Here is a 25,196-nt window from a genome sequence, read left to right as displayed (position 1 = left end):
TTCTTAACAGTTGCTAGTATTAGCAACTGATCGAAACGCCATCAAGAATTCAAGTAAGAGCGCATTATGAAATTTTCCATCGAACGCAGTCATTTAATTAAGCCACTTCAGCAAGTGTCGGGCGCTTTAGGCGGACGACCTACGTTGCCTATTTTAGGTAACTTACTGCTTAAGGTTGAAGAAAACACCTTATCAATGACCGCAACAGATTTGGAAGTCGAACTGATCAGCCGCGTCACCCTTGAGGGTGATTTTGAAGCGGGTAGCATTACCGTACCATCTCGTAAATTCCTCGATATTTGTCGTGGTCTGCCGGATGACGCTGTGATTACTTTTGTTTTAGAAGGTGATCGCGTGCAAGTGCGCTCTGGTCGTAGTCGTTTCTCTTTAGCTACCTTGCCTGCCAATGATTTTCCAAACATTGAAGATTGGCAAAGTGAAGTAGAAGTGTCACTGACTCAAGCTGAATTGCGTGGTTTGATTGAGAAAACTCAATTCTCTATGGCGAACCAAGATGTGCGTTACTACCTTAACGGTATGTTGTTTGAAATTGACGGCACAACCCTACGTAGCGTATCGACCGATGGTCACCGTATGGCGGTATCTCTGGTTCAACTGGGTGCAGAATTTGCCAACAAACAAATTATTGTTCCGCGTAAAGGCGTACAAGAATTAGTTAAACTATTGGATGCACCAGAGCAGCCAGTAGTGCTGCAAATTGGCAGCTCAAACGTGCGTGCGGAAGTGAATAACTTTGTTTTCACCTCTAAGTTGGTAGACGGTCGATTCCCTGACTACCGCCGCGTAATGCCGCAAAGTACCAGTAAAACGCTGGAAACCAATTGTGATGAATTGCGCCAAGCATTTTCACGTGCTGCGATTCTTTCCAATGAGAAGTTCCGTGGTGTGCGCGTTAACCTTGCGGATAACGAAATGCGCATTACTGCCAACAACCCTGAGCAAGAAGAAGCGGAAGAGATGTTGGATGTGAGCTTTGAAGGTGATGCGATCGAGATTGGCTTTAACGTAAGCTATGTATTGGATGTACTTAACACGCTACGCTGTGAAAAAGTGCGTATATCAATGTCAGATGCCAATGCGAGTGCGTTAATCGAGAATGCCGATGACGATAGTGCACTTTACGTGGTGATGCCAATCCGACTTTAGCATGCCGCTTTCTCGCCTTATTATTAAGCAGTTTCGCAACATTAAAGCCTGTGATATTCATTTATCAGCAGGCTTTAACTTTCTTATCGGACCTAACGGTAGCGGTAAGACTAGCGTGCTTGAAGCCATTTATTTACTGGGCCATGGTCGTTCATTTAAGAGCAACTTAACTGGACGAGTGATCCAAAATGAATGTGACGAGCTGTTTGTACATGGCCGTTTTTTGAACTCGGATCAATTTGAGCTACCTATTGGTATTAATAAGCAGCGCGATGGTACAACAGAGGTTAAAATAGGCGGTCAATCTGGGCAAAAGTTAGCGCAACTTGCTCAAGTGTTACCATTGCAACTTCTTCACCCGGAAGGGTTTGATTTGTTGACGGATGGGCCCAAACATCGCCGCGCATTTATCGATTGGGGTGTGTTTCATACCGAGTCGGCTTTTTATGATGCATGGGGGCGATTTCGACGTCTGAATAAACAACGTAATGCGTTGTTAAAAACGGCCCGCAGCTATCGAGAGCTTAGCTACTGGGATCAAGAAATGGCACGTTTGGCTGAAAATATTAGTCAATGGCGTGCACTCTACGTTGAACAAATGAGCGTCAAAGCAGAACAAATCTGTCGCACGTTTTTGCCAGAATTTGATATCCAATTGAAGTATTATCGAGGGTGGGATAAGGACACGCCTTATCAAGATATCCTCGAGAATAACTTCGAGCGCGATCAAGCGTTAGGTTATACCTTTAGCGGTCCTAACAAAGCGAACTTGCGCATAAAAGTGAACGGTACACCCGTAGAAGATGTCCTTTCACGTGGTCAGTTAAAACTGATGGTGTGTGCACTGCGCGTGGCGCAAGGGCAACACCTTACCGAAATGACCGGCAAGCAATGCATTTACCTAATTGATGACTTTGCATCGGAATTAGATAGTCAACGTCGCAAGCGTCTAGCAGACTGCTTGAAGGAGACGGGGGCTCAAGTTTTTGTAAGCTCTATTACTGAGGGTCAAATTGCCGATATGTACGACGATAAAGGCAAGATGTTCCATGTGGAACATGGCACAATAGAGCAACTATAAATAGCGGAAGATAACTCATGTCTGAAAATTACGATTCATCGAGTATTAAAGTACTGAAGGGTCTGGACGCTGTTCGTAAGCGCCCAGGTATGTACATCGGCGACACGGACGACGGTACCGGTCTTCACCACATGGTCTTTGAGGTGGTGGATAACTCAATTGATGAAGCGTTGGCAGGTCACTGTAAAGACATCATTGTGACAATCCATGAGGATAACTCTGTTTCTGTTAGTGATGATGGTCGTGGTATTCCAACTGAAATGCACCCGGAAGAGAAAGTGTCGGCAGCCGAAGTCATCATGACGGTTCTGCACGCGGGTGGTAAATTTGATGACAACTCATACAAAGTATCGGGTGGTCTACACGGTGTAGGTGTTTCAGTAGTTAACGCACTGTCTGAAAAAGTAGAACTTACAATTAACCGCGGTGGTCATGTTCATACGCAAACATACTGCCATGGTGAGCCACAAGCACCACTAGCGGTTGTAGGCGATACTGATAAAACCGGTACTATGATTCGCTTCTGGCCAAGTGATCTAACGTTTACTAACGTTGAGTTCCACTACGACATCCTAGCAAAACGTCTGCGTGAATTATCATTCCTAAACTCTGGTGTTTCTATCAAACTATCAGATGAGCGCGAAGAAGATAAAAGCGACCACTTCATGTATGAAGGTGGTATCCAAGCGTTCGTTACTCACTTGAACACCAACAAAACGCCAATTCATGAGAAAGTATTCCACTTCAACACTGAGCGTGAAGATGGTACTTGTGTCGAAGTGGCAATGCAGTGGAACGATGGTTTCCAAGAAAACATCTACTGTTTCACCAACAACATTCCACAACGCGATGGTGGTACTCACCTAGCCGGTTTCCGTGCAGCACTAACTCGTACGCTAAACACCTTTATGGATAAAGAAGGTTTCTCTAAGAAAGCGAAAACTTCGACTTCAGGTGATGATGCGCGTGAAGGTCTAACGGCGGTTGTTTCAGTAAAAGTGCCTGATCCAAAATTCTCAAGCCAAACTAAAGACAAGTTGGTTTCATCTGAAGTGAAATCTGCGGTTGAGTCTGCGATGGGTGAGAAACTGTCTGAATTCCTAGCGGAAAACCCAACTGAAGCGAAGATGGTTTGTTCAAAAATCATCGATGCAGCACGTGCTCGTGAAGCGGCGCGTAAAGCTCGTGAAATGACTCGTCGTAAAGGCGCGCTTGATCTAGCGGGCCTACCAGGCAAACTTGCAGACTGTCAGGAAAAAGATCCTGCACTGTCTGAACTCTACATTGTGGAAGGGGACTCTGCTGGCGGTTCAGCCAAGCAGGGGCGTAACCGTAAGAACCAAGCGATTCTTCCACTAAAAGGTAAAATCCTAAACGTTGAGAAAGCACGTTTCGATAAAATGCTGTCTTCACAAGAAGTAGCAACCCTAATCACAGCGTTAGGTTGTGGTATCGGTCGTGACGAGTACAACCCAGACAAACTGCGTTACCACAACATCATCATCATGACGGATGCTGACGTCGATGGTTCGCACATTCGTACGCTACTATTGACCTTCTTCTACCGTCAAATGCCAGAGCTGATTGAGCGTGGCTATGTGTACATTGCTCAGCCACCACTTTACAAAGTGAAGAAAGGTAAGCAAGAGCAGTACATCAAAGATGAAGATGCGATGAACCAGTACCAAGTCTCTTTGGCGCTAGATAATGCCGCTCTTCATGTTAACGCAGAAGCACCAGCACTTGCAGGTGAAGCATTAGAGAAGCTTGTTCAGCAATACAATGCGACCATCAAGCTGGTGGATCGTATGAGCCGTCGTTACCCACGCGCTCTAGTGCATGAGTTACTGTACATTTCTCGTATTACCACAGAGCAGTGCCAAGATGCAGCAACCGTTGAAGCTTGGACTCAGAAACTGGTTGATCAGCTTAATGCCAAAGAAGTCGGTGCAAGCCAATACAACTTTGAAGTAGAGCAACACGCAGAGCTAGGTCTTCACCTGCCTAAGATTGTGGTTCGTACCCACGGTGTGACTTATGAGTACGCACTAAGTGCTGATCTACTGAACTCGAAAGAGTACGGTAAGTTAGCGGATCTATCAGAAGCATTAGATGGTCTGATTGAAGAGGGTGCTTACATTAAACGTGGTGAGCGTACTCAACCAGTCGCAAGCTTTGTCGATGCTCTTGATTGGCTAATCAAAGAGTCACGTCGTGGTCTAAGCCTGCAGCGCTACAAAGGTCTAGGTGAGATGAACCCAGATCAGCTATGGGAAACAACCATGGACCCAGAAACTCGTCGTATGATGCAAGTAACGATCGAAGATGCTGTTGGTGCTGACCAATTGTTCACTACGCTAATGGGTGATCAAGTTGAGCCGCGTCGTCACTTCATCGAAGAGAACGCACTTAAAGTCGCTAACCTAGACGTTTAATCACATTGATGCGTCGTTATTTCGCATGATTTCTGCGTTCGGCGTACTCACATACACTTGTATGCTGCGTGCGCCTTGCTTGAACTAATGCGAAATAACTTAGCCTCGAAGCAATTAAATATATCTGATTTAATTTAAAAGCACTGCCTTTGGGCGGTGCTTTTTTGCGTTTAAGGGGGGCAAAAATAAAGGGCTTAAATTATTTTCTGCAAATCCCTTGAAAGGGATTTGGTCAGTCCGCATATCTAGTAATGAAGAGGATGCCAATGATTGGACCTTGGAACTGGTTGGCAACGTATCGCTCAGCAGAGGATAACGAGTGCCGCTGACAATTTGATTTGACTCATCACCATGTCCCCGTACTTTAACTGAAAGTCAGAGGAATGGATGAGGATCCCTTAGTCGTTGATCTGTAATACAGATAGGGTCGTTAATCGATTCAATACTCTCGCGGCTAAGACTATTGCTTACTAAGAGGATAGCATTATGAGAACTGTAGATTTCACTCCTTTATACCGCAGCGCAATTGGCTTCGATCGTCTATTTGATATGATGGAAGCGTCATCAGCGAAAAACACCTCTGGCGGTTACCCTCCATACAATATTGAGCAAAAAGATGAGCACAACTTCCGTATTACTATGGCGGTGGCTGGCTTTGCTGAAGAGCAACTCGATCTGACTCAAAAAGAAAATATGCTGATCGTAAAAGGTGAGCGTAAGGTAGAAGAGGGTAGAACCTATGTATATCAAGGTATTGCAGAGCGAGATTTTGAGCGTAAATTCCAATTAGCGGATTACGTTAAAGTCGTTGGGGCGAGCATGGAAAATGGCTTGTTACATATCGATTTAGAACGCGAAATTCCAGAGGCAATGCAACCACGTAAAATCGCGATTAATGGCAATAACCTACTAGAAGGTTAGTATTCCCGTCATACTTAACAACACTGTAGGCTATATAGATGTGAGTGAAAGAGCGCTAATAAGCGCTCTTTTTGATGGTACGGTGAAGTGTAGCTTGTGTACTCGCTATGTGACTAGCCTTGTTGGTAGGCTTTAGTAATTTCTTCAGCTATTACCGTAATACCTTTTTGCATCATCTCATCATCTTGCACGTAATTCATTCGCAAGCATTGGTGTGCATGTTCCCAGTCATCTTCCTGACCAATAAAGAAATACTCGCCCGGTACAATTAATACCCCACGCGCTTTCAAGCGCTTATACAACTCCATGGTAGTAATTGGCAATTCATCAAACCATAGCCATAAAAAGATAGCGCCTTCAGGTTTATGAATCTTAAAACGTGGGTCGGTAATCGCTTGTTGCAGCAACTCAACGGCGCGTAACGCTTTTTGCTTATAGTATGGTTTGATTACATCATCACTTAACCTGAGTAAGTCGTCGTGCTCAATCATATGGTTGGCAAATGCAGGGCCAACGCTACTGGGTGCTAAGCTGATAATGCCATTCATATTGACCATTGCTTCGGTCACTTTTTTATTGGCAATCACAATGCCGCAACGTACGCCGGGTAAACCTAACTTGGATAGGCTCATACACAAGATGGTGTTTTCATTCCAAAATGGCTCAACCTCTTCAAAGACAATATTTGGGAATGGTAAGCCATACGCATTGTCGATAAGCAGTGGAATGTTGTGCTGGCGAGCCAGTTTATCGAGCTTATGGATCTCTTGATCTGTGAGCACATTGCCAGTTGGGTTAGTTGGGCGTGAAGCACAAATGGCGGCGATAGAGTCATCTACTTTAAGTTGTTCAAAATCAACGTGATATTTGAACAATCCATTGTCGAGTAGTTCTATTTCAGGTCGGTAGGAGATGAAAATATCTTCATCAATGCCCGCATCACCGTAACCAATGTACTCTGGTGCGAGTGGTAACAGTATTTTCTTATGTGAACCGTCTGGTTGTTTGCCAGCCAGCAAGTTGAACAGATAAAAGAAGCCACTTTGGCTGCCATTAGTTAGGCTGATGTTTTTTTCGCTGATGTCCCAACCGTATTTCTCATTCAATAATTTAGCGAGCGCTTTAACAAAACAGTCTTTGCCTTGCGGACCATCGTAGTTGGCAAGGGCGGCAACTAACTCGCCATTGGCGAGCATTTTCTCACTAGCTTGGTGAAAGTAGTCGAGCATGGCAGGAATGGCGGCTGGGTTTCCCCCACCGAGCATGATGGCGCCTGGTGTGCGAAGCCCATCATTTAAATCATCCATTAACTGCGTGATACCAGAGTACTGATTAAATTTTTCACCAAATTTTGAGAATTGCATGTTTTGTTAAACCTAATACATTGTGTTTGCTTTCATGTGTATGAGTCAGAGCCAGAGTGTTGCTGACCAATCGAATAATGTTTCAACATACCGTAATGCCAATGAGACGCAAAGCACAAAATTGAAATTAGGTAAAAATAAAGCCCAACTCTTTCGAGCTGGGCTTGGCTATTGCGTTGGAACGCGAGATTTCTAGTTAGTGCTAAGCTTGCTTGGGCAGTGGCTTATTTTTGCAGTAAAGAGATATCAGCGATCTGTAGGAATAGGTTACGTAGGTTATTTAGTAGCGTTAGACGGTTGTTTTTCAACGCTTCGTCTTCAGCCATTACCATTACGTTGTCGAAGAATGCATCAACTGGCTCACGTAGGTCAGCTAATTTACTTAGGGCTTCTTGATAGTTACCCGTCGCAAATGCTGGCTCTAGCGCTTCTGTCATTACTTCAACGCTTTGTGCCAATACCTTCTCTGCATCTTCTTGTAGCAGTGCTAGATCGATTTCAGCTGCCAGTTCACCATCGAATTTCGCCAGGATGTTTCCTACACGTTTATTCGCTGCAGCTAGCGCTTCAGCCGCTTCCAGTTCACGGAAGTGAGAAACTGCTTTAACACGTTGGTCAAAGTCAGCAGGTTTGGTTGGACGACGTGCCAATACCGCTTGGATAATGTCGACACTGAAACCAGCATCTTGGTACCATGCACGGAAACGACCTAGCATGAAATCAATAACGTCAGTTTCAACATTTTCGTTGGTTAGCTTATCGCCTAGTAGCTCTTTTGCTTTCGCAATAAGATCAACAAGGTCTAGGTTGTAACCGTTTTCTACGATGATACGTAGCACACCTAAAGACGCACGACGTAGTGCAAATGGGTCGGAGCCCTTAGGCGCTTGACCAATACCGAAGATGCCGACGATGGTGTCTAGCTTGTCAGCCATAGCTACCGCAGAAGATACACCGTTTGATGGTAAGTCATCACCAGCAAAGCGAGGCATGTACTGCTCGTAAAGTGCCAATGCAACTTGCTCATCTTCGCCATCATGCGTTGCATAGTGCATACCCATAACACCTTGAGTATCGGTAAACTCGAATACCATTGATGTCATTAGGTCACATTTTGCAAGCAAACCAGCACGCTTAGATTTTTCAACGTCAGCACCAATTTGCTCAGCGATGTAGCCAGCAAGTTCAGTGATGCGATCCGTTTTGTCTTTGATTGTGCCAAGTTGCTTTTGGAAAATCGCCGTTTCTAGTTGCGGTAAACGATCGATTAATGGGCTCTTACGGTCAGTATTGAAGAAGAACTCTGCATCAGCAAGACGAGGACGAACCACTTTCTCGTTACCTTCGATAACATGACGAGGTTCTTTCGACTCGATGTTAGATACGAAGATAAAGTTTGGTAGTAGCTTCTTATTCTCATCATAAACAGGGAAGTATTTTTGGTCACCTTTCATGGTGTAAACCAAGGCTTCAGAAGGCACTTTTAGGAACTCTTCTTCAAACTTCGCGGTTAGTACGACTGGCCATTCAACCAAAGACGTTACTTCTTCAACTAGGTCATCTTCTAGATCTGCAACACCACCAACAGCCGCAGCTGCTTTTTGTGAATCTGCTAGAATGATCGCTTTACGTGCATCGTAATCCGCCATTACTTTGCCACGCTCTTCAAGGATTGCTGGATATTGCTCAGCAGAGTCGATAGTGAACTCTTTCTCACCCATGAAGCGGTGACCACGAATGGTACGTGCAGAACTGATACCTAGGATTTCACCTTCGATTAGCTCGTCACCAAGTAGGATCGTCAGTGTTTTCACTGGACGGATAAATTGAATTTCTGAACTACCCCAACGCATTGCTTTCGGGATTGGTAGGTTTGCTAAAGCTTTCGCTGCAAAATCAACCACAAGCTGTTGAACTGGAAGACCCGTTACTGCTTGTTTGAACAGTAGCCATTCACCTTTATCGGTAACCATGCGCTCTGCTTGATCAACCGTAATGCCACAACCACGAGCCCAACCTTGAGCTGCTTTGGTTGCATTACCTTCAGCATCAAATGCAGCAGAAACAGCAGGACCACGCTTTTCAACGATTTTGTCTGCTTGGCTTTCAGCTAAGTTTGCGACTTTAAGAGCAAGACGACGAGGCGTTGCGTACCATTTCACACCGTCGTGTGACAGTTCAGCCGCGTTAAGCTCAGCTTCAAAATTTGCTGCAAACGCTTCTGCTAGAGAACGAAGGGCGGTTGGTGGAAGCTCTTCAGTACCTAGTTCAATTAGAAAATTCTTTGCCATTATTACTTCTCCTCGTTGTTCTTTTTACACATAGGGAAGCCAAGAGCTTCACGTGATGCGTAGTACGCTTCTGCGACTGCTTTAGTCAGATTGCGGATACGAAGGATGTAACGTTGACGCTCAGTTACTGAGATAGCTTTACGTGCGTCTAATAGGTTGAAGGCGTGTGCCGCTTTCAAAATGCGCTCGTAAGCAGGTAGAGGTAGAGGTTTCTCTAGCTCTAGTAATGCTTTAGATTCTTTTTCACATTGGTCAAAGAAACTAAATAGGAAATCGACGTCGGCGTGTTCAAAGTTGTACGTTGATTGTTCAACTTCATTTTGATGGAAGATATCGCCGTAAGTGACGTTTGAACCATCTGGAGCAACGTTCCATACCAAGTCGTAAACTGAATCAACTTCTTGAATATACATTGCTAGACGTTCGATACCATAAGTGATTTCACCTGTTACAGGTTTGCACTCAAGACCACCAACTTGCTGGAAGTAAGTAAACTGAGTCACTTCCATGCCGTTAAGCCAAACTTCCCAACCTAAACCCCAAGCGCCGAGCGTTGGGTTTTCCCAGTTGTCTTCTACGAAACGAATATCGTGAACAAGTGGGTCGATACCAAGAACTTCAAGTGAGCCTAGGTACAACTCCTGAATATTATCTGGAGAAGGTTTAAGAGCTACTTGGAATTGATAGTAGTGCTGCAGACGGTTCGGGTTTTCACCGTAGCGACCATCGGTCGGACGACGTGAAGGTTGAACATAAGCTGTCGACATTGGCTCTGGGCCAAGTGCACGTAGACATGTCATTGGGTGAGAGGTGCCAGCACCTACTTCCATATCTAGCGGTTGAACAATCGTACAACCATTTTGAGCCCAATAATCCTGCAGCGCGAGGATCATTCCCTGGAAGGTTTTGATATCGTATTTTTGCATAGTCAGGTTCGCGCGATTCTTCTGAATGATTAAAAAAAATAACAATCAAGTATACCCAGATATTGTAGATGGGAGTAGAGGCAATCTTGCTTATTTCATAGCCATCATGGTTAAGTTTGCCTAATTACGCGCATATTTATCTTTAATCTGGGTAAATTGAATTGAAAGGGTGATTTTTGCTTACAAGTGAAGGGTTGCAGATAGACATCGCTCTGATTAGAATTGCGCCGTCTTTGGGGAGTAGCTTACTTATTCACAGCCTAGTGAGTTAGTTTGTTCGTCAACATAATTGGTGCAAAATCACCATGGCGTTCAAGGTTTACCAACTGCGGTGAGCTTAGCAAGACCTTAGACAAATCATCATGAACCGGGTGGGGCGTGAGGTTTGTCTATGGTTATAAAATAATAACCCCCGCCCTACATGAGCATGTTGTGAGCGTTTTAGTACTATCTTTAACTACGGTTGCGATCGCTGAGATCGGCGATAAAACTCAGCTTTTGTCGTTGGTATTAGCCAGCCGTTACCGAAAACCCATTCCCATTATTCTCGCGATTTTCTTCGCCACATTAGTCAATCATGCGCTAGCAGCTTGGCTTGGTGTCGTGATTGCTGACTACCTTTCCGCTAATATTTTGAAGTGGTTGATTACAATAAGTTTTCTATTAATGGCCGGTTGGGTGTTGATACCCGATAAGCTTGATGAGGGCGAAACGTATTCAGGTCGTAGTGCTTTTGTTACTAGCTTTATGGCGTTTTTCATTGCTGAAATTGGGGATAAAACACAAATCGCAACGTCGATTTTAGGTGCTCAATACGCAGATGAATTATGGATGGTCATTGTTGGTACCACGCTAGGAATGATGATTGCGAATGTTCCCGTGGTATTAATGGGGAAACTTTCTGCAGACAAATTACCCTTGGCGCTTATTCGTAAAATCACGTCATTGTTGTTTGTTGGTTTAGCGCTGGTGGCGGCATTGCTTTAACGACATGGCTGGTCGTTGGTAAAATATCGAGTAGCGATCGAATGTAGAGTTTTAATTTGGTCGCATTTCTACTTCTTTTGCAGGTAGGTAACAGTTCAACGTTTTGTTGTAATTTTTCGACATTTACGCGATATGTTTTCGAGTGATATCGACAATATCAACGACTAAAGAGATAAAAGAACGTCGCTACAGTGTCAAACTTGGAGTTAGAGTTAACAATACTTCAACTTGCTGTTTTTTATTGGCTTTTATTCATATTGATGCATGTTCCTTAACTGGTTATTTTGTGTACATGTCCATTGATAAGGTAACATCATGAAAACAACAGTACTCTCTGCGGTAATTGCTTCAGCATTAACGCTGTCTGCTCAGTCTGTAGTGGCTGCAGATTTAGATAAGATGTCGCAAGTGACTATCATTCCAAACCATAACGCTTCTCTCATTCGTAACTTCAACCCTTATGCGGTGTCACGCTTGCATACGGCACGTGATTTTATTTTTGAACCTTTGGTAGTTTTTAATGAGTTGAAGGGGAATGTGCCGGAGTTTCGTTTGGCGACAAACTATCAATTGAGCAAAGATTTGCTCAGCATTACCTTTGATTTACGTGAAGGGGTGAAATGGTCTGATGGTGAAACGTTTGATGCAGATGATGTGGTGTTTACATTCAACTTGGTGAAAGCGCACTCAAGCATTGATGATCGCGGCATCAATAGTAAAATTAAATCGGTTGAGAAGCTGGGACCATACCAAGTTCGTTTCCATTTGACGGAAGTGAACACCAATATCAGCTATGAAATTGTACAAGTACCAGTAGTGCCTGAACATCAATGGAACTCAGTTGAAGATCCTGCTGTATTTATGAACCCGAACCCTGTCGGTACAGGACCATTTACCGAACTGCCACAATTTACCTCAACCTTATTTGTCCAGTGTCGTAACCCGCATTACTGGGATGACGCGAACCTTGATGTTGATTGTCTACGTGTTCCGCAAATGAACCACAACGATCAAGTATTGGGTGAGTTGATTAACTCACGCATTGACTGGGCGGGCTCATTTGTACCAGATATTGATGAAACGTTCCTTAAAGCGTCACCGGATCACGGCTACTGGTTCCCGCCGGCGGGTACACAAGCATTTGTGTTTAACTACCAATCAAAAGATAAAGTGAAACATGAAGTGTTGACGGATATTGAATTCCGTCGTGCATTCTCGATGGCGCTTGATCGTCAAACTTTGATTGATATTGCCAACTATGGCAACGCGGTATTGAATGACTTTGCTTCAGGTCTAGGTTATGCATTTGAAACTTGGTCTGATGAAGCGGTACATAACAAGTACAAGCCATTTATGACTTACTCGCCGGAGAAGGCCAAAGCATTGCTAGCGCAAGCGGGCTATAAAGATATTAATGGCGATGGTTTTGTCGAGTCTCCGTCAGGGGCTGAGTTTGAACTTTCAATTCAATCACCTCAAGGTTGGACCGACTTTAATAACACCGTAATGCTTGCGACTGAGCAGCTTAATGAAGTGGGTATTAAAGTTAAAGCGCGTACGCCTGACTTCTCAATTTATAATAAGGGAATGATATCGGCAGACTACGATATTGCGTACACCAACTACTTCCACGGTCCAACGCCTCATAAATATTGGGATAGTGGTTACCACTCACGTCTACAAGCTTCAGAAGGTATGCCTCGCTTTGCGATGCACCATTGGCAAAATGCTGAGCTAGATACGCTGCTTGATAGTTTTTACAAAACAGCGGATAGCCAAGAGCAGCGTAAGATTGCGCATAGCATTCAAAAATTGATTGCGGAAAACCAAGTAACTGTACCGGTATTGTCGGGACCGAACTTCTACCAATACAACACTAAGCGCTTTACCGGCTGGTGGACAAAAGACAATCCAAAAGGTCGCCCAATGATTTGGGAAGGAACGCCTGAGCGTCTATTGCACGTGTTGGACTTAAAACCTCGTAGCTAATTTTACCATGATGCAATAAGGCTCTAATCTTGTGGTTGGAGCCTTTTTTTTGTGCCGCTAAAACGGTGACTAATAGCGTGGTGAGTCAGGTTTAATTTCAATAGTAAGCAGAAGTCGATCCCGCTCAAGTTGTAGTACGAAATAGGTAAATTGCGTGACCCATGACATATAAGTGTCATGTTTGTCATGTTACTTTAATCTTAACCATTACTGGTGGAGGGCAAGAGTATGTTGACACGATACATGGGGATGGCCCCGAAAAATCAAAGTTATCTATTCACCTTCGGGTTTGTGTTAACCCTGCTGGGTATGGCACTGACCGATATGTGGCTGCCAATGGTTGCGGGGGCAATTATTCTGGCGGGTTTAACCGTCGAATCTTGGATTCGAGTTGCTCATATCATTCCTATGCACAATGAGATGCGAGCAATGCAAAAGCAAATTCATAAGCTGCAATCAGAAATACGAACCCTCGAATATGACGAATAACAAAACGGCTGCCTTGGCAGCCGTTTTCCATTCTAGAGATTGAAAGGGGATCGAAGTGTTTGTCGTATCATTGCAGACAAACGGGTCGCCTTAACTCAATCCTTTTCTAATTAGATACTGATACGGTAGCGTTTCTGTTTGTGCGCTAATCAGTTGGTGATCCATAAAGCGACAAAAACTTGGAATATCACGAGTTGTCGAGGGATCATCGGCTTTTACTAGCAGTACGTCGCCTTCTTGCATGTTACGAATCGTCTTCCTGACCATCATTACTGGCTCTGGGCAGCGTAATCCTTCTGCCTCTAACGTATGTGTAGCCTGCTCTAGATTGATTGTCATGGTCATCACTTCATTACCTTGTAAGGCGGTTGATAATACTAGTGGAGAAAAAATATTCAATAATCACTTGGCAAAATGATCATCTTGTTATAATTTAATTAACAAGTTGGTAACAAAATTATTTCGAAGTGAGTTTAAATCTGTGTGACCGACAGGAGATTGAACTCAAATCAGAGAGGATTTTGTTAAGTGCTCTTGAACTGTAACTTAGCTAACCAAGAGAGATTGTCTATGGTTAAGTCGCTCGGCTTCAATTGTAGGGATTTGAGTTGAGATGCGCCAGTGGCAAAGCTCTTGAGAGAGTACAAACCGACCAATGCATGTGAAAGTAATACTTTCTACATCACACATTCCGACACTATCCCCAGTTTTCTTGGGCTTCCCCGCCGAAAGGCGGGATTTTTTTGCCTGAAATTTACTTGCAGCGCTATAGGTAATACCCCAACTATTGTTTTAAATTCGGTGTCTAATGGGGAAAGCGATCTTTATCAAAACAAGGTCGTTGAATGACAAAAATGTGCCACTGTTCAAGAGATTGGCGTCATTTTCTGAGCCATACCATTTTGCATCCCTTGGGTGTAGTACACTTAGGCAATCACCATCGTGGGAAAACAAGTTCGTGGAATTAGAAGATATTTACCGCCGAGACTTAAATTTGCTGGTTGCTTTGCGAGTACTTATTGAGGAGTGCAGCGTCAGTAAAGCGGCAACGCGTTTGAATTTAAGCCAGTCCGCAATGAGCCGCGTACTTGGGCGGTTGAGAAGCTTGTTAAACGATCCACTGTTTACTCGACAGGGGCAGCAACTGATCCCAACAGAAAAAGCGTTGGAGATTGATGCTCAACTTGGTGTGCCTTTAGAGTCCTTGCGCCAGCTGCTCGCTCCGGCTGAGTTTGAGCCACAAAGTTGTGAACAGACTTTTACGATCGCGACAACCGATTATGCCATGCAAACCATCTTGCCGTTTGCGCTACCAAGGATTTACCAAGAAGCCCCTTTGGTCTCGCTTAACTTCTTACCATTGCACCATGATCGCCTTGCTGATCAGCTTACTTATGAAGGTGCTGATCTGGCTATTTGCCGACCGATTGGTGCGGTAGAGCCGCTGCGCAGTGAAGTGATTGGGCGGGTAGGCGTATTTTGTTTGCTTTCAAAGCACCATCCTTTAGCGAACAAAGAGATGAGTTTGGATGACTACTTAGGCTACCCACACGCGATGATCGCAATCAGTGATGGGGTGAAAGCCTTGATTGAACAAGCCTTAATTGATTTGCCAACTCGCAGAATGGTAATGCGTGCGTATCATCTCGAAGCCGCATTGGCGATTGTCGATACCATGCCTTTAATTATCACCGTACCTGCCGATCTTGCCTACTTGGTGTCAGAGCGATATGACTTGGTGGTAAAGCCACTTCCATTCCAATTTACCCCATTTGATTACTCATTGATTTGGCATCCTCGCTGTGAGCATTCACCGGCACAAGAGTGGTTGCGTGGCATTGTGCGAGAAGAGTGTAGCCGTCTGATTGCCAAGCGGATTGAAGATATGGGATTAGATTAATTACTAGCGTTCTACTAGAAGCTGCAGATATATGCGGAACAAAAAGAGCCAGCGATGCTGGCTCTTTATCATTTTAGCTAAGTGTTATAGCTTAATCACAACTCGACCTGTTACTTGGCCGTTAGTAATGTCTTCAGCGTATTTTGGTGCGTCAGCCAATTCAACTTCCGTGCATGCTTGCTCGAAGTAGCTTTCTGGTAGTAGCTCAACCAGTTTTTCCCATGCCGCAATACGTTTTTCGGTAGGGCAGTTTACAGAATCAACACCCTGTAGGCGTACATTGCGTAGAATGAATGGCATCACTGTGGTTGGAAGGTCGAAACCGCCCGCTAGACCACATGCAGCCACTGCACTGTTGTAATCCATTTGAGCCAATACTTTAGATAGCACTTTGCTACCAACGGTATCCACGGCACCTGCCCAGACTTGCTTTTCAAGTGGGCGTGCTGGTTCTTCAAACTCAACGCGGTCAATGATACGGCTTGCACCCAATTTCTCTAGCAGAGGACCGTTTTGTTCAACACGACCTGTTACTGCTGCCACTTTGTAGCCAAGTTGCGCCAGTAGAGCGACTGCAACTGAGCCTACACCGCCGCTTGCGCCAGTCACTAACACTTCACCAGCTTCTGGTTTTACATCAGCATCCAGTAGTGCTTGAACACAAAGCATTGCAGTGAAACCAGCGGTACCCACCATCATTGCTTTCTTGCTGTCTAGCCCTTTAGGCAGTGGAACTAGCCAGTCTGCATTTAAGCGTGCACGTTGAGCCATACCACCCCAGTGGTTTTCACCTACGCCCCAGCCAGTCAGTACTACTTGATCGCCTGCTTGGTAGCGTGCATCTTCTGAGCTGATGACTTTACCGGCAAAATCAATACCTGGAACCATTGGGAAGTTACGAATGATTTTACCTTTACCAGTAATCGCTAGACCGTCTTTGTAGTTCAGTGATGAGTAATCAACTTCAACAAGAACGTTGCCTTCAGGTAGTTGTGCTTCATCGATTTGTTCAATTGAAGCGATGGTGCGTTTGTCTTCTTGATTTAGGATTAGAGCGTTAAACATAGGGATCTCCGCTTGGATGCAGCAAATTAGTTATTCTAAATTTTACCGACACAGTGTAGTCGTGTTAGTGCTATGACAAAAATGAAACTTTAGCATTTTATCTATGCATCAAACGCATTAACTGCTAAAAATCAACGTATTAAGCATAGAACAAAGCCAGTCGAGTGACTGGCTTTGTTGTTATTGCTGAGCGGAAGGTTAAAACCGATCACGTTTCTTGAGTTATCTGTGTACTGCTTAATGAAGATAAGAAAAATTGGTAAGACGGGTTGTCAGTTTCATCTTTGCATTGGTAACCAAGTTCGCGTAAATGCGCAGAAAAACGGCTTAGGTCGCTATCATCAAGTTCAAAACCACACAACACACGACCGTAATCGGCACCGTGGTTACGATAGTTAAACAAACTAATGTTCCAATGCGTGCCTAGAGTGCTCAAGAATTTAAGTAGAGCACCAGGGTATTCTGGAAACTCGAAACTGTATAAACGTTCTTTGAGTGGCTTAGACGGTTTGCCGCCAATCATATAGCGCACGTGTAGTTTGGCCATTTCATCATCAGACAGATCAACGACTGGGTAACCTCCTGTACGCAGATCTTGGATGATATGCTGCAATTCTTCTTGTCCACCATTGAGGCGCACACCAACAAAAATGTTGGCAAGTGAATCGTCGTTATAACGGTAATTGAACTCCGTCACTGCTCGACCACCAATTAGGTTGCAGAATTCAAAGAAGGCGCCTTGACGCTCTGGGATAGTAACGGCAAGTAAGCCTTCACGTTTTTCACCCAACTCACAGCGTTCTGATACATAACGTAGTCCGTGAAAGTTAGTATTCGCGCCAGAGAGTACCGTACCAAGTTGCTTGCCTCGAAGCTGTTGCTGATCTGCAAACTTCTTTAATCCCGCAAGTGCTAGCGCACCGGATGGTTCGGCAATGGCGCGAGTATCTTCAAAGATATCTTTCACAGCAGAGCAGATTTCATCACTTGAAACCGTCACGTGACCATCAATATATTGGTGACATAGGCGGAAGGTCTCTTCACCAATACGTTTTACCGCTACGCCATCAGCAAACATGCTGACTTGATCAAGTACCACAGGCTCACCGGCATCAAGTGCCGCTTTTAAACAGGCGGAGTCTTCTGGCTCAACCGCAATGACTTTGATTTCCGGCATCAACTGTTTGACCAATACCGCCACACCTGCCGCCAGACCACCGCCGCCTACAGGGACGAAGATGTAATCTAAGTGCCCATTTTGCTGCAGCATTTCCATTCCAATGGTGCCTTGGCCGGCAATCACTAATGGGTGATCAAAGGGTGGGACAAAGGTATAGCCATATTCCATAGAAAGGCGTTCGGCTTCGGCTTTGGCTTCATCAAAATTATTACCATGCAATATCACATTGCCGCCAAAACCTCGTACCGCGTCGACTTTGATATCGGGGGTAGTTTTAGGCATCACTATGGTGGTTTTGATACCCAACTTTGTTCCCGATAGCGCCATGCCTTGGGCATGATTACCCGCCGAGGCAGCGATAACACCTGCGGCTTTCTGCCCTTCGGATAAGCTTGAAACCATGTTGTAGGCACCGCGCAGTTTAAACGAGTGTACTGGTTGGCGGTCTTCTCGCTTAATTTGTACTTGGTTACCAATGCGAGCTGACAGCCTCGGCATTGCTTGAAATGGGCTAACCACCGCCACTTCATAGACGGGGGCGCGCAAAACCTGACGCAGATAATCTGCGCCAGTCGGTTGTTGGCCCGGTTTGGGGAAGGATTCCGTCATCACTTATCCCTCTAATTTGCTCTTGTCGCGAACCGCACCTTTATCGGCACTGGTTGCCATGCTGGCATAAGCTTTCAGTGCGAGCGACACTTCACGTTGGCGATCAACCGGCTTCCAACCGAGTGCATCTTGTGAGGCGCGACGCTGTGTTAACTCTTGCTCAGAGACTTGCAAGCTGATGCTGCGGCTCGGGATATCAATTGCAATGATGTCGCCATCTTTGACTAAACCAATCGCGCCGCCACTGGCAGCTTCCGGCGAAACGTGTCCAATAGAGAGACCGGAAGTACCACCAGAAAAGCGACCATCGGTAAGCAGTGCACAAGCTTTGCCTAAGCCCATCGACTTGAGATAAGTCGTTGGATAGAGCATTTCTTGCATACCAGGACCGCCTTTCGGACCTTCATAGCGGATCACAACCACATCGCCCGCTTTTACTTTGCCACCGAGAATCCCATCAACCGCGGTATCTTGGCTTTCAAATACAACCGCAGGACCTTGGAAGATCAGGCTACCTTCGTCCACACCAGCAGTTTTAACGATACACCCATCAATGGCGATATTGCCTGACAGTACAGCCAGCCCACCTTCTTGGCTAAAAGCGTTCTCTTTGGTGCGGATACAGCCATCAACGCGGTCGTCATCAAGGCGATCCCAACGGCAATCTTGCGAGAAGGCTTTGGTGGTGCGAATACCGGCGGGACCTGCACGGAAGAACTCCAATACGGCTTGGTCTTCGGTTTGCATAATGTCGTATTGTGCGAGCTGCTCTTGCATACTCAAACCCAGTACGGTGCGAGTTTGGTTGTTGAGTAACCCAGCGCGATCAAGTTCACCTAAAATAGCCATGACGCCACCAGCACGGTGCACATCTTCCATGTGATATTTAGGCGTCGAAGGCGCTACTTTACACAGATGCGGTACTCGGCGAGACATTTGGTCAATGTCGTTCATATCAAAATCGATTTCACCTTCTTGTGCAGAAGCCAATAGGTGCAGCACAGTGTTGCTTGAACCGCCCATCGCGATATCCAATGCCATCGCGTTTTCAAACGCAGCGCGGTCAGCAATATTACGAGGCAGGGCTGATTCATCATCTTGCTCGTAGTAACGACGAGTCAAATCAACAATACGTTTACCGGCATTGATGAATAGCTGTTCGCGATCAGCGTGAGTGGCAAGCATAGAACCGTTACCCGGCTGAGATAAGCCAAGCGCTTCGGTTAAACAGTTCATTGAGTTGGCAGTGAACATCCCCGAACATGAACCACAGGTTGGGCATGCTGAACGCTCAACTTGCTCGCTTTGCTCATCGGAAATGGTTGGATCGGCGCCTTGGATCATTGCATCGACTAAGTCGAGTTTGATGATTTGGTCAGAAAGCTTAGTTTTACCCGCTTCCATCGGACCACCTGAAACAAAAATCACCGGGATGTTAAGGCGCATGGCTGCCATCATCATCCCTGGGGTGATTTTGTCACAGTTGGAGATGCATACCATCGCATCGGCACAGTGGGCGTTGACCATGTACTCGACCGAATCGGCGATCAACTCACGTGATGGCAGTGAATAGAGCATGCCGCCGTGACCCATGGCGATACCATCATCAACCGCGATGGTATTGAATTCTTTGGCAATACCACCGGCTTTTTCAATTTCACCGGCAACCAGTTGACCCATATCTTTTAAATGTACGTGTCCCGGTACAAACTGAGTGAACGAGTTCACCACGGCAATGATCGGTTTACCGAAGTCTTCTTCTTTTACCCCAGTGGCACGCCACAATGCGCGTGCTCCAGCCATATTGCGTCCGTGGGTGGTGGTGGCTGAACGGTATTTAGGCATATCCTTATTCCTCTACTACTTGGCTGCATCTTGTGGGTAGACGTAATCAAGCCATCCCCATTTATCTTCAGTGGTTCCGTTAAACAGCCCAAAGTAGGCTTCTTGAATCTGCTTGGTGATTGGTCCACGTTTGCCTGAGCCAACTTCAATTTGATCTACTGAGCTAACAGGAACCACTTCTGCTGCGGTGCCAGTCATAAAGATTTCATCGGCGAGGTAAAGTGCTTCACGGGCAATATTGGTTTCACGGACTTCATAGCCCATCTCGCGGGCCAGTGTCATGATTGAGTCACGTGTAATACCAGGCAAGATGGCACTAGTTGCAGGTGGCGTGGCGATAACACCGTCTTTGATCACAAAGATATTTTCACCGGCGCCTTCAGATAGATACCCATCAACACTTAACGCAATGCCTTCGGCGTAACCGTGGCGACGGGCTTCACCGCCAACCAGTAGCGAAGAAAGGTAGTTACCACCCGCTTTTGCGGCGGTTGGAATGGTGTTAGGTGCTGAGCGATTCCAACTTGAAATCATCGCTGCCACGCCATTTTCTAGTGCTTCTTCACCGAGATAAGAACCCCAAGGGAAAGCGGCAATAATTAAATCCAATTCTGTGTCGGCTGGTGGACAAACGCCTAAGCCAACATTGCCGACAAATGCCAATGGGCGGATATAGGCACTATCAAGTTTGTTTTTACGTAGGGTTTCGCGCGTCGCTTCCATGATCTGCTCTACCGTGTATGGAATTGGGAAACGGTAGATTTTGGCTGAATTTTTTAGGCGTTGTGCGTGTTCGTGGTGACGAAAAATAATCGGACCTTTAGGGGTGTTATAGCAACGTACCCCTTCAAAAACGGACGTGCCGTAATGCATTGCGTGAGTGAACACGTGCACGTTTGCCTCCGCCCAAGGAACCATTTCACCGTTGAACCAAATGTAGTCTGCTGTGTTTGTAGCCATTGCTTGCCTTCCTTATGCACAGATTCTCTGTTGTAAGTTGTTATTTGGTAGTTCATCACGGGCGATTTGTGTGACGTCAACAGTGCGAACATCCCAGAGTTTTTCTATTTGATTAGTAATGAACGAGATAGGGCGATCACTATCTACGATAATTTCAACGCTCGCGACGTGGCTTTCATGGTTCTGTGTCGCAGCAACTTGTTTGATGATAAAACCACGGTGGCGAACAACACGCAGAACACGCTCTAGCAAAACCGGTTTATCGTCAGCTTTAATGTCGAGTAGATATCTTTCCATGTTAGGTGTTCTCCAGCATTTCACTATTGGACGCACCCGGTGGAACGAGCGGCCATACGTTCTCTTCTTCATCAATTAAGACATGAAGTAGGTAAGAAGTTTTGCTTGCCAGCATCTCTTTTAGAGCCGGTTCTACTTCTTCTTTCTTTGTGATGGTTTTACCCGGAATATCAAAAGCTTTCGCTAAAGTGATGAAATCAGGATTGTCATCAAGAATGGTTTCACTGTGGCGACCATCAAAGAACAGCGATTGCCATTGGCGAACCATACCCAAACGTTGGTTATTCAGTAGTACGATTTTTACCGGAATTTGGCGACGCTTGAGCGTGCCCAGTTCCTGTACGTTCATCATGAACGAGCCATCACCCGTGATTAGAATCGATTGATCATCAGGGCGAGCAACGGCAGCCCCCATCGCGGCAGGTAGCCCAAATCCCATGGTGCCTAAGCCTGCGGAAGTGATGAAATTTTGTGGCTCACGCGGCTGAATATGCTGCGCCGCCCACATTTGGTGTTGCCCCACATCAGTCGAAACAATCGAACTGTCAGGCATTAAATCAGAGAGTTGCTTTAACAACTTAGGCGCAAAAATGAGCTCGCCTGGGTGGTCATAACGCCATTTAAAACCGCTGCGCAGGCTTTCACTGTGTTTTACCCAAGGCGTAATATCATGCTCAAGTTCAAGTTGAGGAAGAATGGTTGGGATTTCACCGCGCAGTGGTGCGTGCGCTTGGCGAAGTTTGTGGATTTCTGCAGCATCAATATCAATGTGGATAACTTTCGCATTGGGTGCAAAAGTGTCTAATTTACCCGTGACTCGATCATCAAAACGCGCACCAACAGCAATCAAGAGGTCACATTCTTGAACTACCAAGTTAGCCGCTTTGGTGCCGTGCATCCCTAACATCCCTAGGTAATGTGGGTCATGGCGTTCAATGGTGCCAAGCCCCTTTAGAGTGCTCACTACTGGCATTGGGTTTAAACGTAAGAACTCGCGAACTGATGCGGTAGCATTACCGAGCTGAACCCCACCACCAACATACAAAACTGGGCGCGAACTCGACGACAGCAATGATTGTGCCTTGGCTACCGCTTCTTGGCTTGCCACTGGCATCTCTGGAGGGGTAAACGATGGCAGTTGGGTGATGGGAGCTTGAGCAAGTTGTACGTCTTTGGCGATATCAACAATAACCGGACCAGGGCGCCCAGTTTTGGCGACTTCAAAAGCTTCAGCTAAGGTGGGGGCGAGATCATTAATATCAGTGACGAGATAGCTGTGTTTGGTACAAGAGAGAGACATACCGATCACATCCATCTCTTGGAAAGCATCGGTACCGATGTGTGAACTGGCAACTTGACCTGTGATAGCAACCAGTGGGATGGAATCCATAAACGCATCGGCAAGACCGGTAACCAAGTTGGTGGCACCAGGTCCGGAGGTTGCCATGCAAACTGCCACTTGTTGTGATGCGCGAGCCATGCCGATGGCGGCCATTGCTGCACCTTGCTCATGGCGACAGAGGATGTGTTCAACCCCACAGTCATAGAGGGCATCATAGATGGGCATTATCGCGCCACCTGGGTAGCCAAATATTGTTTTGATTCCTTGTTGCTGCAATGCGGCAACGACTAGTTCTGCACCTGTCATTCTCCGCCTCCTTCGCTACTCGTGTAGCATTCCTTGTCTTGCTGGCACTTCATGTGCACTCCCATTCTTCCTGTCGTCGCTCGCTTGTTATCCTTCAAGTTGAGCGATTGTGTTTTTAAATTGTTTGCAGTGTGCTACCTAAAAATATTCAAATTGGTTGTAAAAAAACCCCCGAACTTTTCAGCGCGGGGGTTTGTCTAATTTTTGGCTATCTTTCGCCCACTAGACCCCGCGCGATCCGATAATGACCACGATAATCAGGGTAATCAGTGAATGTAAGCGGGCGTTCAAGTTCATTATAAATTCTTAATCGTTGTGTTTGCGTAATATGCTACGTCGATGTTTGTACCACTAGTGGTATCACATATTTCCGTTAATTGACAAGCAAAAACTCATTCTTTTTTCACATTATCTCAGCAACTCATCACGCTATATAACAATGGTGCCATAAAAATGAGCGCTTTGAACAGTCGACTGAATAAGGGAATGTATGGGGTTAGCGGTGGTTTATAGCCGAGCATCGATTGGTGTGGAAGCACCTTTGGTGACGGTTGAGGTACATATTAGTAATGGTATGCCAGGGTTTGCTTTAGTGGGGTTGCCAGAGACAACCGTTAAGGAATCTCGTGATAGGGTGCGCAGTGCGATCATCAATTCTCGATTTGAGTTCCCGGCGAAACGAATTACCGTCAATCTCGCACCTGCTGACTTACCCAAAGAAGGGGGGCGGTTTGATTTGCCTATCGCTCTGGGTATTTTGGCTGCGTCGGAGCAAATCCCTTTAACCGCATTAACGGAGCGAGAGTTTATCGGTGAACTGGCATTGTCTGGCGAGTTGCGCGGTGTCAAAGGCGTGTTACCCGCGGCGCTGGTGGTACAAAATCAAGGGCGAAGTTTGGTGGTACCGCAAAGTAATGGTGACCAAGCGGCACTGGTGGGGAAGGATATTCATAAATCTGCTAACAGTTTGCTCGATGTTTGCGCCGATCTTTGTGGGCAGCAAAAATTGGCGCTGCATCAAACTCAAGTGGGAGCTGCCAGTATAGGGCTCAGCAGAGATCTGCAAGATATTATTGGCCAACAGCAAGGTAAGCGAGCATTGGAAATTGCCGCGGCGGGGCATCACAACCTGCTGTTTTTAGGTCCTCCCGGTACGGGTAAAACCATGTTGGCGTCTCGTTTAAGTGACTTATTGCCCGCGATGTCTGATGAAGAAGCAATGGCATCAGCTTCGGTGGCATCACTAACTCAGCAAGAGATAAATCAGTTCAACTGGAAACAGCGCCCCTTTCGTTCTCCGCATCACTCCAGTTCGATGGCGGCATTAGTTGGTGGTGGCTCAGTACCAAGACCGGGGGAGATTTCGTTGGCGCATAACGGCTTGTTGTTTTTAGATGAGATGCCTGAGTTTGAACGTAAGGTGTTGGATGCTTTGCGCGAGCCGCTAGAATCCGGTGAGATTATTATCTCTCGAGCTCAAGGCAAAACTCGTTTTCCAGCTCGGTTTCAGTTGATTGGCGCACTAAATCCTAGCCCAAGTGGTCACTATGATGCGACAAAACCCAATGGTAACTCACAAGCAGCGCTGCGCTATTTAAGCCGATTATCGGGGCCGTTATTGGATCGTTTTGATATGTCATTGGAGATCCCCGCACTGCCGAAAGGCACTTTAGCGGAAGGCGGTGATAGAGGTGAAACCACGCCAGTGGTGAAGCTTCGGGTAGAGCAGGCAAGGGAACGAATGTTAGCCCGAGGTGGTAAAGCCAATGCGTTACTGGGGAGTCGAGAAATTGAACAAGATTGCCGACTGGAAAAGAGTGATGCGCAGTTTTTGGAGCAAGCGCTGCATCGGCTTGGTTTGTCGATACGGGCTTATCATCGCATTATTAAGGTCGCACGCACGATTGCAGATTTAGCGGGAGAAGATCGAATTCAGCGTTCTCATTTGGCGGAAGCTTTGGGCTATCGCGCGATGGATCGCTTGCTCAAACATCTGCATGCACAAGCCGTATAAAAAAACCCACCGCAAAGGGTGGGTTCTT

Annotated in this window: 19 protein-coding genes; 9 read left to right on the top strand and 10 right to left on the bottom strand. The window is 45.9% G+C overall.

Annotation, left to right across the window (positions count from 1 at the left end):
• Positions 1 to 66: 66 nt before the first annotated feature.
• The 4 genes from dnaN (at position 67) to H2O73_RS17480 (ending at position 5,604) form a co-directional block, all read left to right on the top strand.
• Positions 67 to 1,167 carry a DNA polymerase III subunit beta gene (dnaN, locus tag H2O73_RS17495; RefSeq protein ID WP_182110220.1) on the top strand — a complete coding sequence of 367 codons (1,101 nt, stop codon included), beginning with the start codon at positions 67 to 69 and terminating at the stop codon, positions 1,165 to 1,167.
• Position 1,168: 1 nt separating this feature from the next.
• Positions 1,169 to 2,248 carry a DNA replication/repair protein RecF gene (recF, locus tag H2O73_RS17490; protein ID WP_182110219.1) on the top strand — a complete coding sequence of 360 codons (1,080 nt, stop codon included), beginning with the start codon at positions 1,169 to 1,171 and terminating at the stop codon, positions 2,246 to 2,248.
• A 17-nt stretch (positions 2,249 to 2,265) separates the two neighbouring features.
• Positions 2,266 to 4,683 (top strand): DNA topoisomerase (ATP-hydrolyzing) subunit B, encoded by a 2,418-nt coding sequence (gene gyrB / locus H2O73_RS17485; protein ID WP_182110218.1) that lies wholly within the window; start codon positions 2,266 to 2,268, stop codon positions 4,681 to 4,683.
• Positions 4,684 to 5,169: 486 nt separating this feature from the next.
• Entirely contained in the window at positions 5,170 to 5,604 is a 435-nt protein-coding gene (locus H2O73_RS17480; protein WP_182110217.1) for an Hsp20 family protein, read from the top strand.
• A gap of 113 nt (positions 5,605 to 5,717) precedes the next feature.
• Here H2O73_RS17480 and H2O73_RS17475 read toward each other — a convergent pair whose 3' ends face one another.
• The 3 genes from H2O73_RS17475 to glyQ all read right to left on the bottom strand — a co-directional run bounded on the left by H2O73_RS17475 (position 5,718) and on the right by glyQ (position 10,185).
• Complete coding sequence (locus H2O73_RS17475; protein WP_182110216.1) at positions 5,718 to 6,968, bottom strand: valine--pyruvate transaminase; 1,251 nt, start codon at positions 6,966 to 6,968, stop codon at positions 5,718 to 5,720.
• A 224-nt stretch (positions 6,969 to 7,192) separates the two neighbouring features.
• Positions 7,193 to 9,259 (bottom strand): glycine--tRNA ligase subunit beta, encoded by a 2,067-nt coding sequence (gene glyS, locus H2O73_RS17470; protein ID WP_182110215.1) that lies wholly within the window; start codon positions 9,257 to 9,259, stop codon positions 7,193 to 7,195.
• A 2-nt stretch (positions 9,260 to 9,261) separates the two neighbouring features.
• Positions 9,262 to 10,185, bottom strand: coding sequence for a glycine--tRNA ligase subunit alpha (gene glyQ, locus H2O73_RS17465; protein WP_182110214.1), 924 nt, complete (start codon positions 10,183 to 10,185; stop codon positions 9,262 to 9,264).
• A 432-nt stretch (positions 10,186 to 10,617) separates the two neighbouring features.
• On the opposite strand from glyQ, the gene H2O73_RS17460 reads away from it, so the two are divergent.
• From H2O73_RS17460 to H2O73_RS17450, 3 genes are all read left to right on the top strand, one after another.
• On the top strand, positions 10,618 to 11,172 hold the full coding sequence (locus H2O73_RS17460) for a TMEM165/GDT1 family protein (protein ID WP_182110213.1): 555 nt from the start codon (positions 10,618 to 10,620) through the stop codon (positions 11,170 to 11,172).
• A gap of 315 nt (positions 11,173 to 11,487) precedes the next feature.
• Entirely contained in the window at positions 11,488 to 13,161 is a 1,674-nt protein-coding gene (locus tag H2O73_RS17455; protein ID WP_182110212.1) for an ABC transporter substrate-binding protein, read from the top strand.
• A gap of 228 nt (positions 13,162 to 13,389) precedes the next feature.
• The gene (locus H2O73_RS17450; RefSeq protein ID WP_182110211.1) at positions 13,390 to 13,650 is read left to right on the top strand and encodes a hypothetical protein; all 261 of its coding nucleotides are present in this window, start codon (positions 13,390 to 13,392) and stop codon (positions 13,648 to 13,650) included.
• A 90-nt stretch (positions 13,651 to 13,740) separates the two neighbouring features.
• On the opposite strand, the gene tusA is transcribed toward H2O73_RS17450, so the two are convergent.
• The gene (tusA, locus tag H2O73_RS17445) at positions 13,741 to 13,989 is read right to left on the bottom strand and encodes a sulfurtransferase TusA (protein WP_182110210.1); all 249 of its coding nucleotides are present in this window, start codon (positions 13,987 to 13,989) and stop codon (positions 13,741 to 13,743) included.
• A gap of 619 nt (positions 13,990 to 14,608) precedes the next feature.
• Between tusA and H2O73_RS17440 the strand changes: the two genes are divergently transcribed.
• Positions 14,609 to 15,550: a LysR family transcriptional regulator gene (locus H2O73_RS17440; RefSeq protein ID WP_182110209.1), complete on the top strand. Its 942-nt coding sequence runs from the start codon at positions 14,609 to 14,611 to the stop codon at positions 15,548 to 15,550.
• An 84-nt stretch (positions 15,551 to 15,634) separates the two neighbouring features.
• Here H2O73_RS17440 and acuI read toward each other — a convergent pair whose 3' ends face one another.
• The 6 genes from acuI to ilvG all read right to left on the bottom strand — a co-directional run bounded on the left by acuI (position 15,635) and on the right by ilvG (position 23,154).
• Positions 15,635 to 16,615: an acrylyl-CoA reductase (NADPH) gene (gene acuI, locus H2O73_RS17435; protein ID WP_182110208.1), complete on the bottom strand. Its 981-nt coding sequence runs from the start codon at positions 16,613 to 16,615 to the stop codon at positions 15,635 to 15,637.
• Between the two features lie 208 nt (positions 16,616 to 16,823).
• On the bottom strand, positions 16,824 to 18,404 hold the full coding sequence (gene ilvA / locus H2O73_RS17430) for a threonine ammonia-lyase, biosynthetic (RefSeq protein WP_182110207.1): 1,581 nt from the start codon (positions 18,402 to 18,404) through the stop codon (positions 16,824 to 16,826).
• A gap of 3 nt (positions 18,405 to 18,407) precedes the next feature.
• Complete coding sequence (gene ilvD / locus H2O73_RS17425; protein ID WP_182110206.1) at positions 18,408 to 20,249, bottom strand: dihydroxy-acid dehydratase; 1,842 nt, start codon at positions 20,247 to 20,249, stop codon at positions 18,408 to 18,410.
• Positions 20,250 to 20,264: 15 nt separating this feature from the next.
• Complete coding sequence (ilvE, locus tag H2O73_RS17420; RefSeq protein WP_182110205.1) at positions 20,265 to 21,209, bottom strand: branched-chain-amino-acid transaminase; 945 nt, start codon at positions 21,207 to 21,209, stop codon at positions 20,265 to 20,267.
• Between the two features lie 12 nt (positions 21,210 to 21,221).
• A complete protein-coding gene (gene ilvM, locus H2O73_RS17415) occupies positions 21,222 to 21,506 on the bottom strand; it encodes an acetolactate synthase 2 small subunit (protein WP_182110204.1) in 285 nt (94 codons plus the stop codon).
• Position 21,507: 1 nt separating this feature from the next.
• On the bottom strand, positions 21,508 to 23,154 hold the full coding sequence (ilvG, locus tag H2O73_RS17410; protein WP_182110203.1) for an acetolactate synthase 2 catalytic subunit: 1,647 nt from the start codon (positions 23,152 to 23,154) through the stop codon (positions 21,508 to 21,510).
• Positions 23,155 to 23,644: 490 nt separating this feature from the next.
• Between ilvG and H2O73_RS17405 the strand changes: the two genes are divergently transcribed.
• The gene (locus tag H2O73_RS17405; RefSeq protein WP_182110202.1) at positions 23,645 to 25,168 is read left to right on the top strand and encodes a YifB family Mg chelatase-like AAA ATPase; all 1,524 of its coding nucleotides are present in this window, start codon (positions 23,645 to 23,647) and stop codon (positions 25,166 to 25,168) included.
• Positions 25,169 to 25,196: the final 28 nt, after the last annotated feature.

Source organism: Vibrio marinisediminis (assembly GCF_014050145.1).
Classification (GTDB): Bacteria; Pseudomonadota; Gammaproteobacteria; order Enterobacterales; family Vibrionaceae; genus Vibrio; species Vibrio marinisediminis.
Note: the sequence above shows the minus strand (reverse complement) of the source record. Positions and strands in the feature narration are given on the sequence as shown.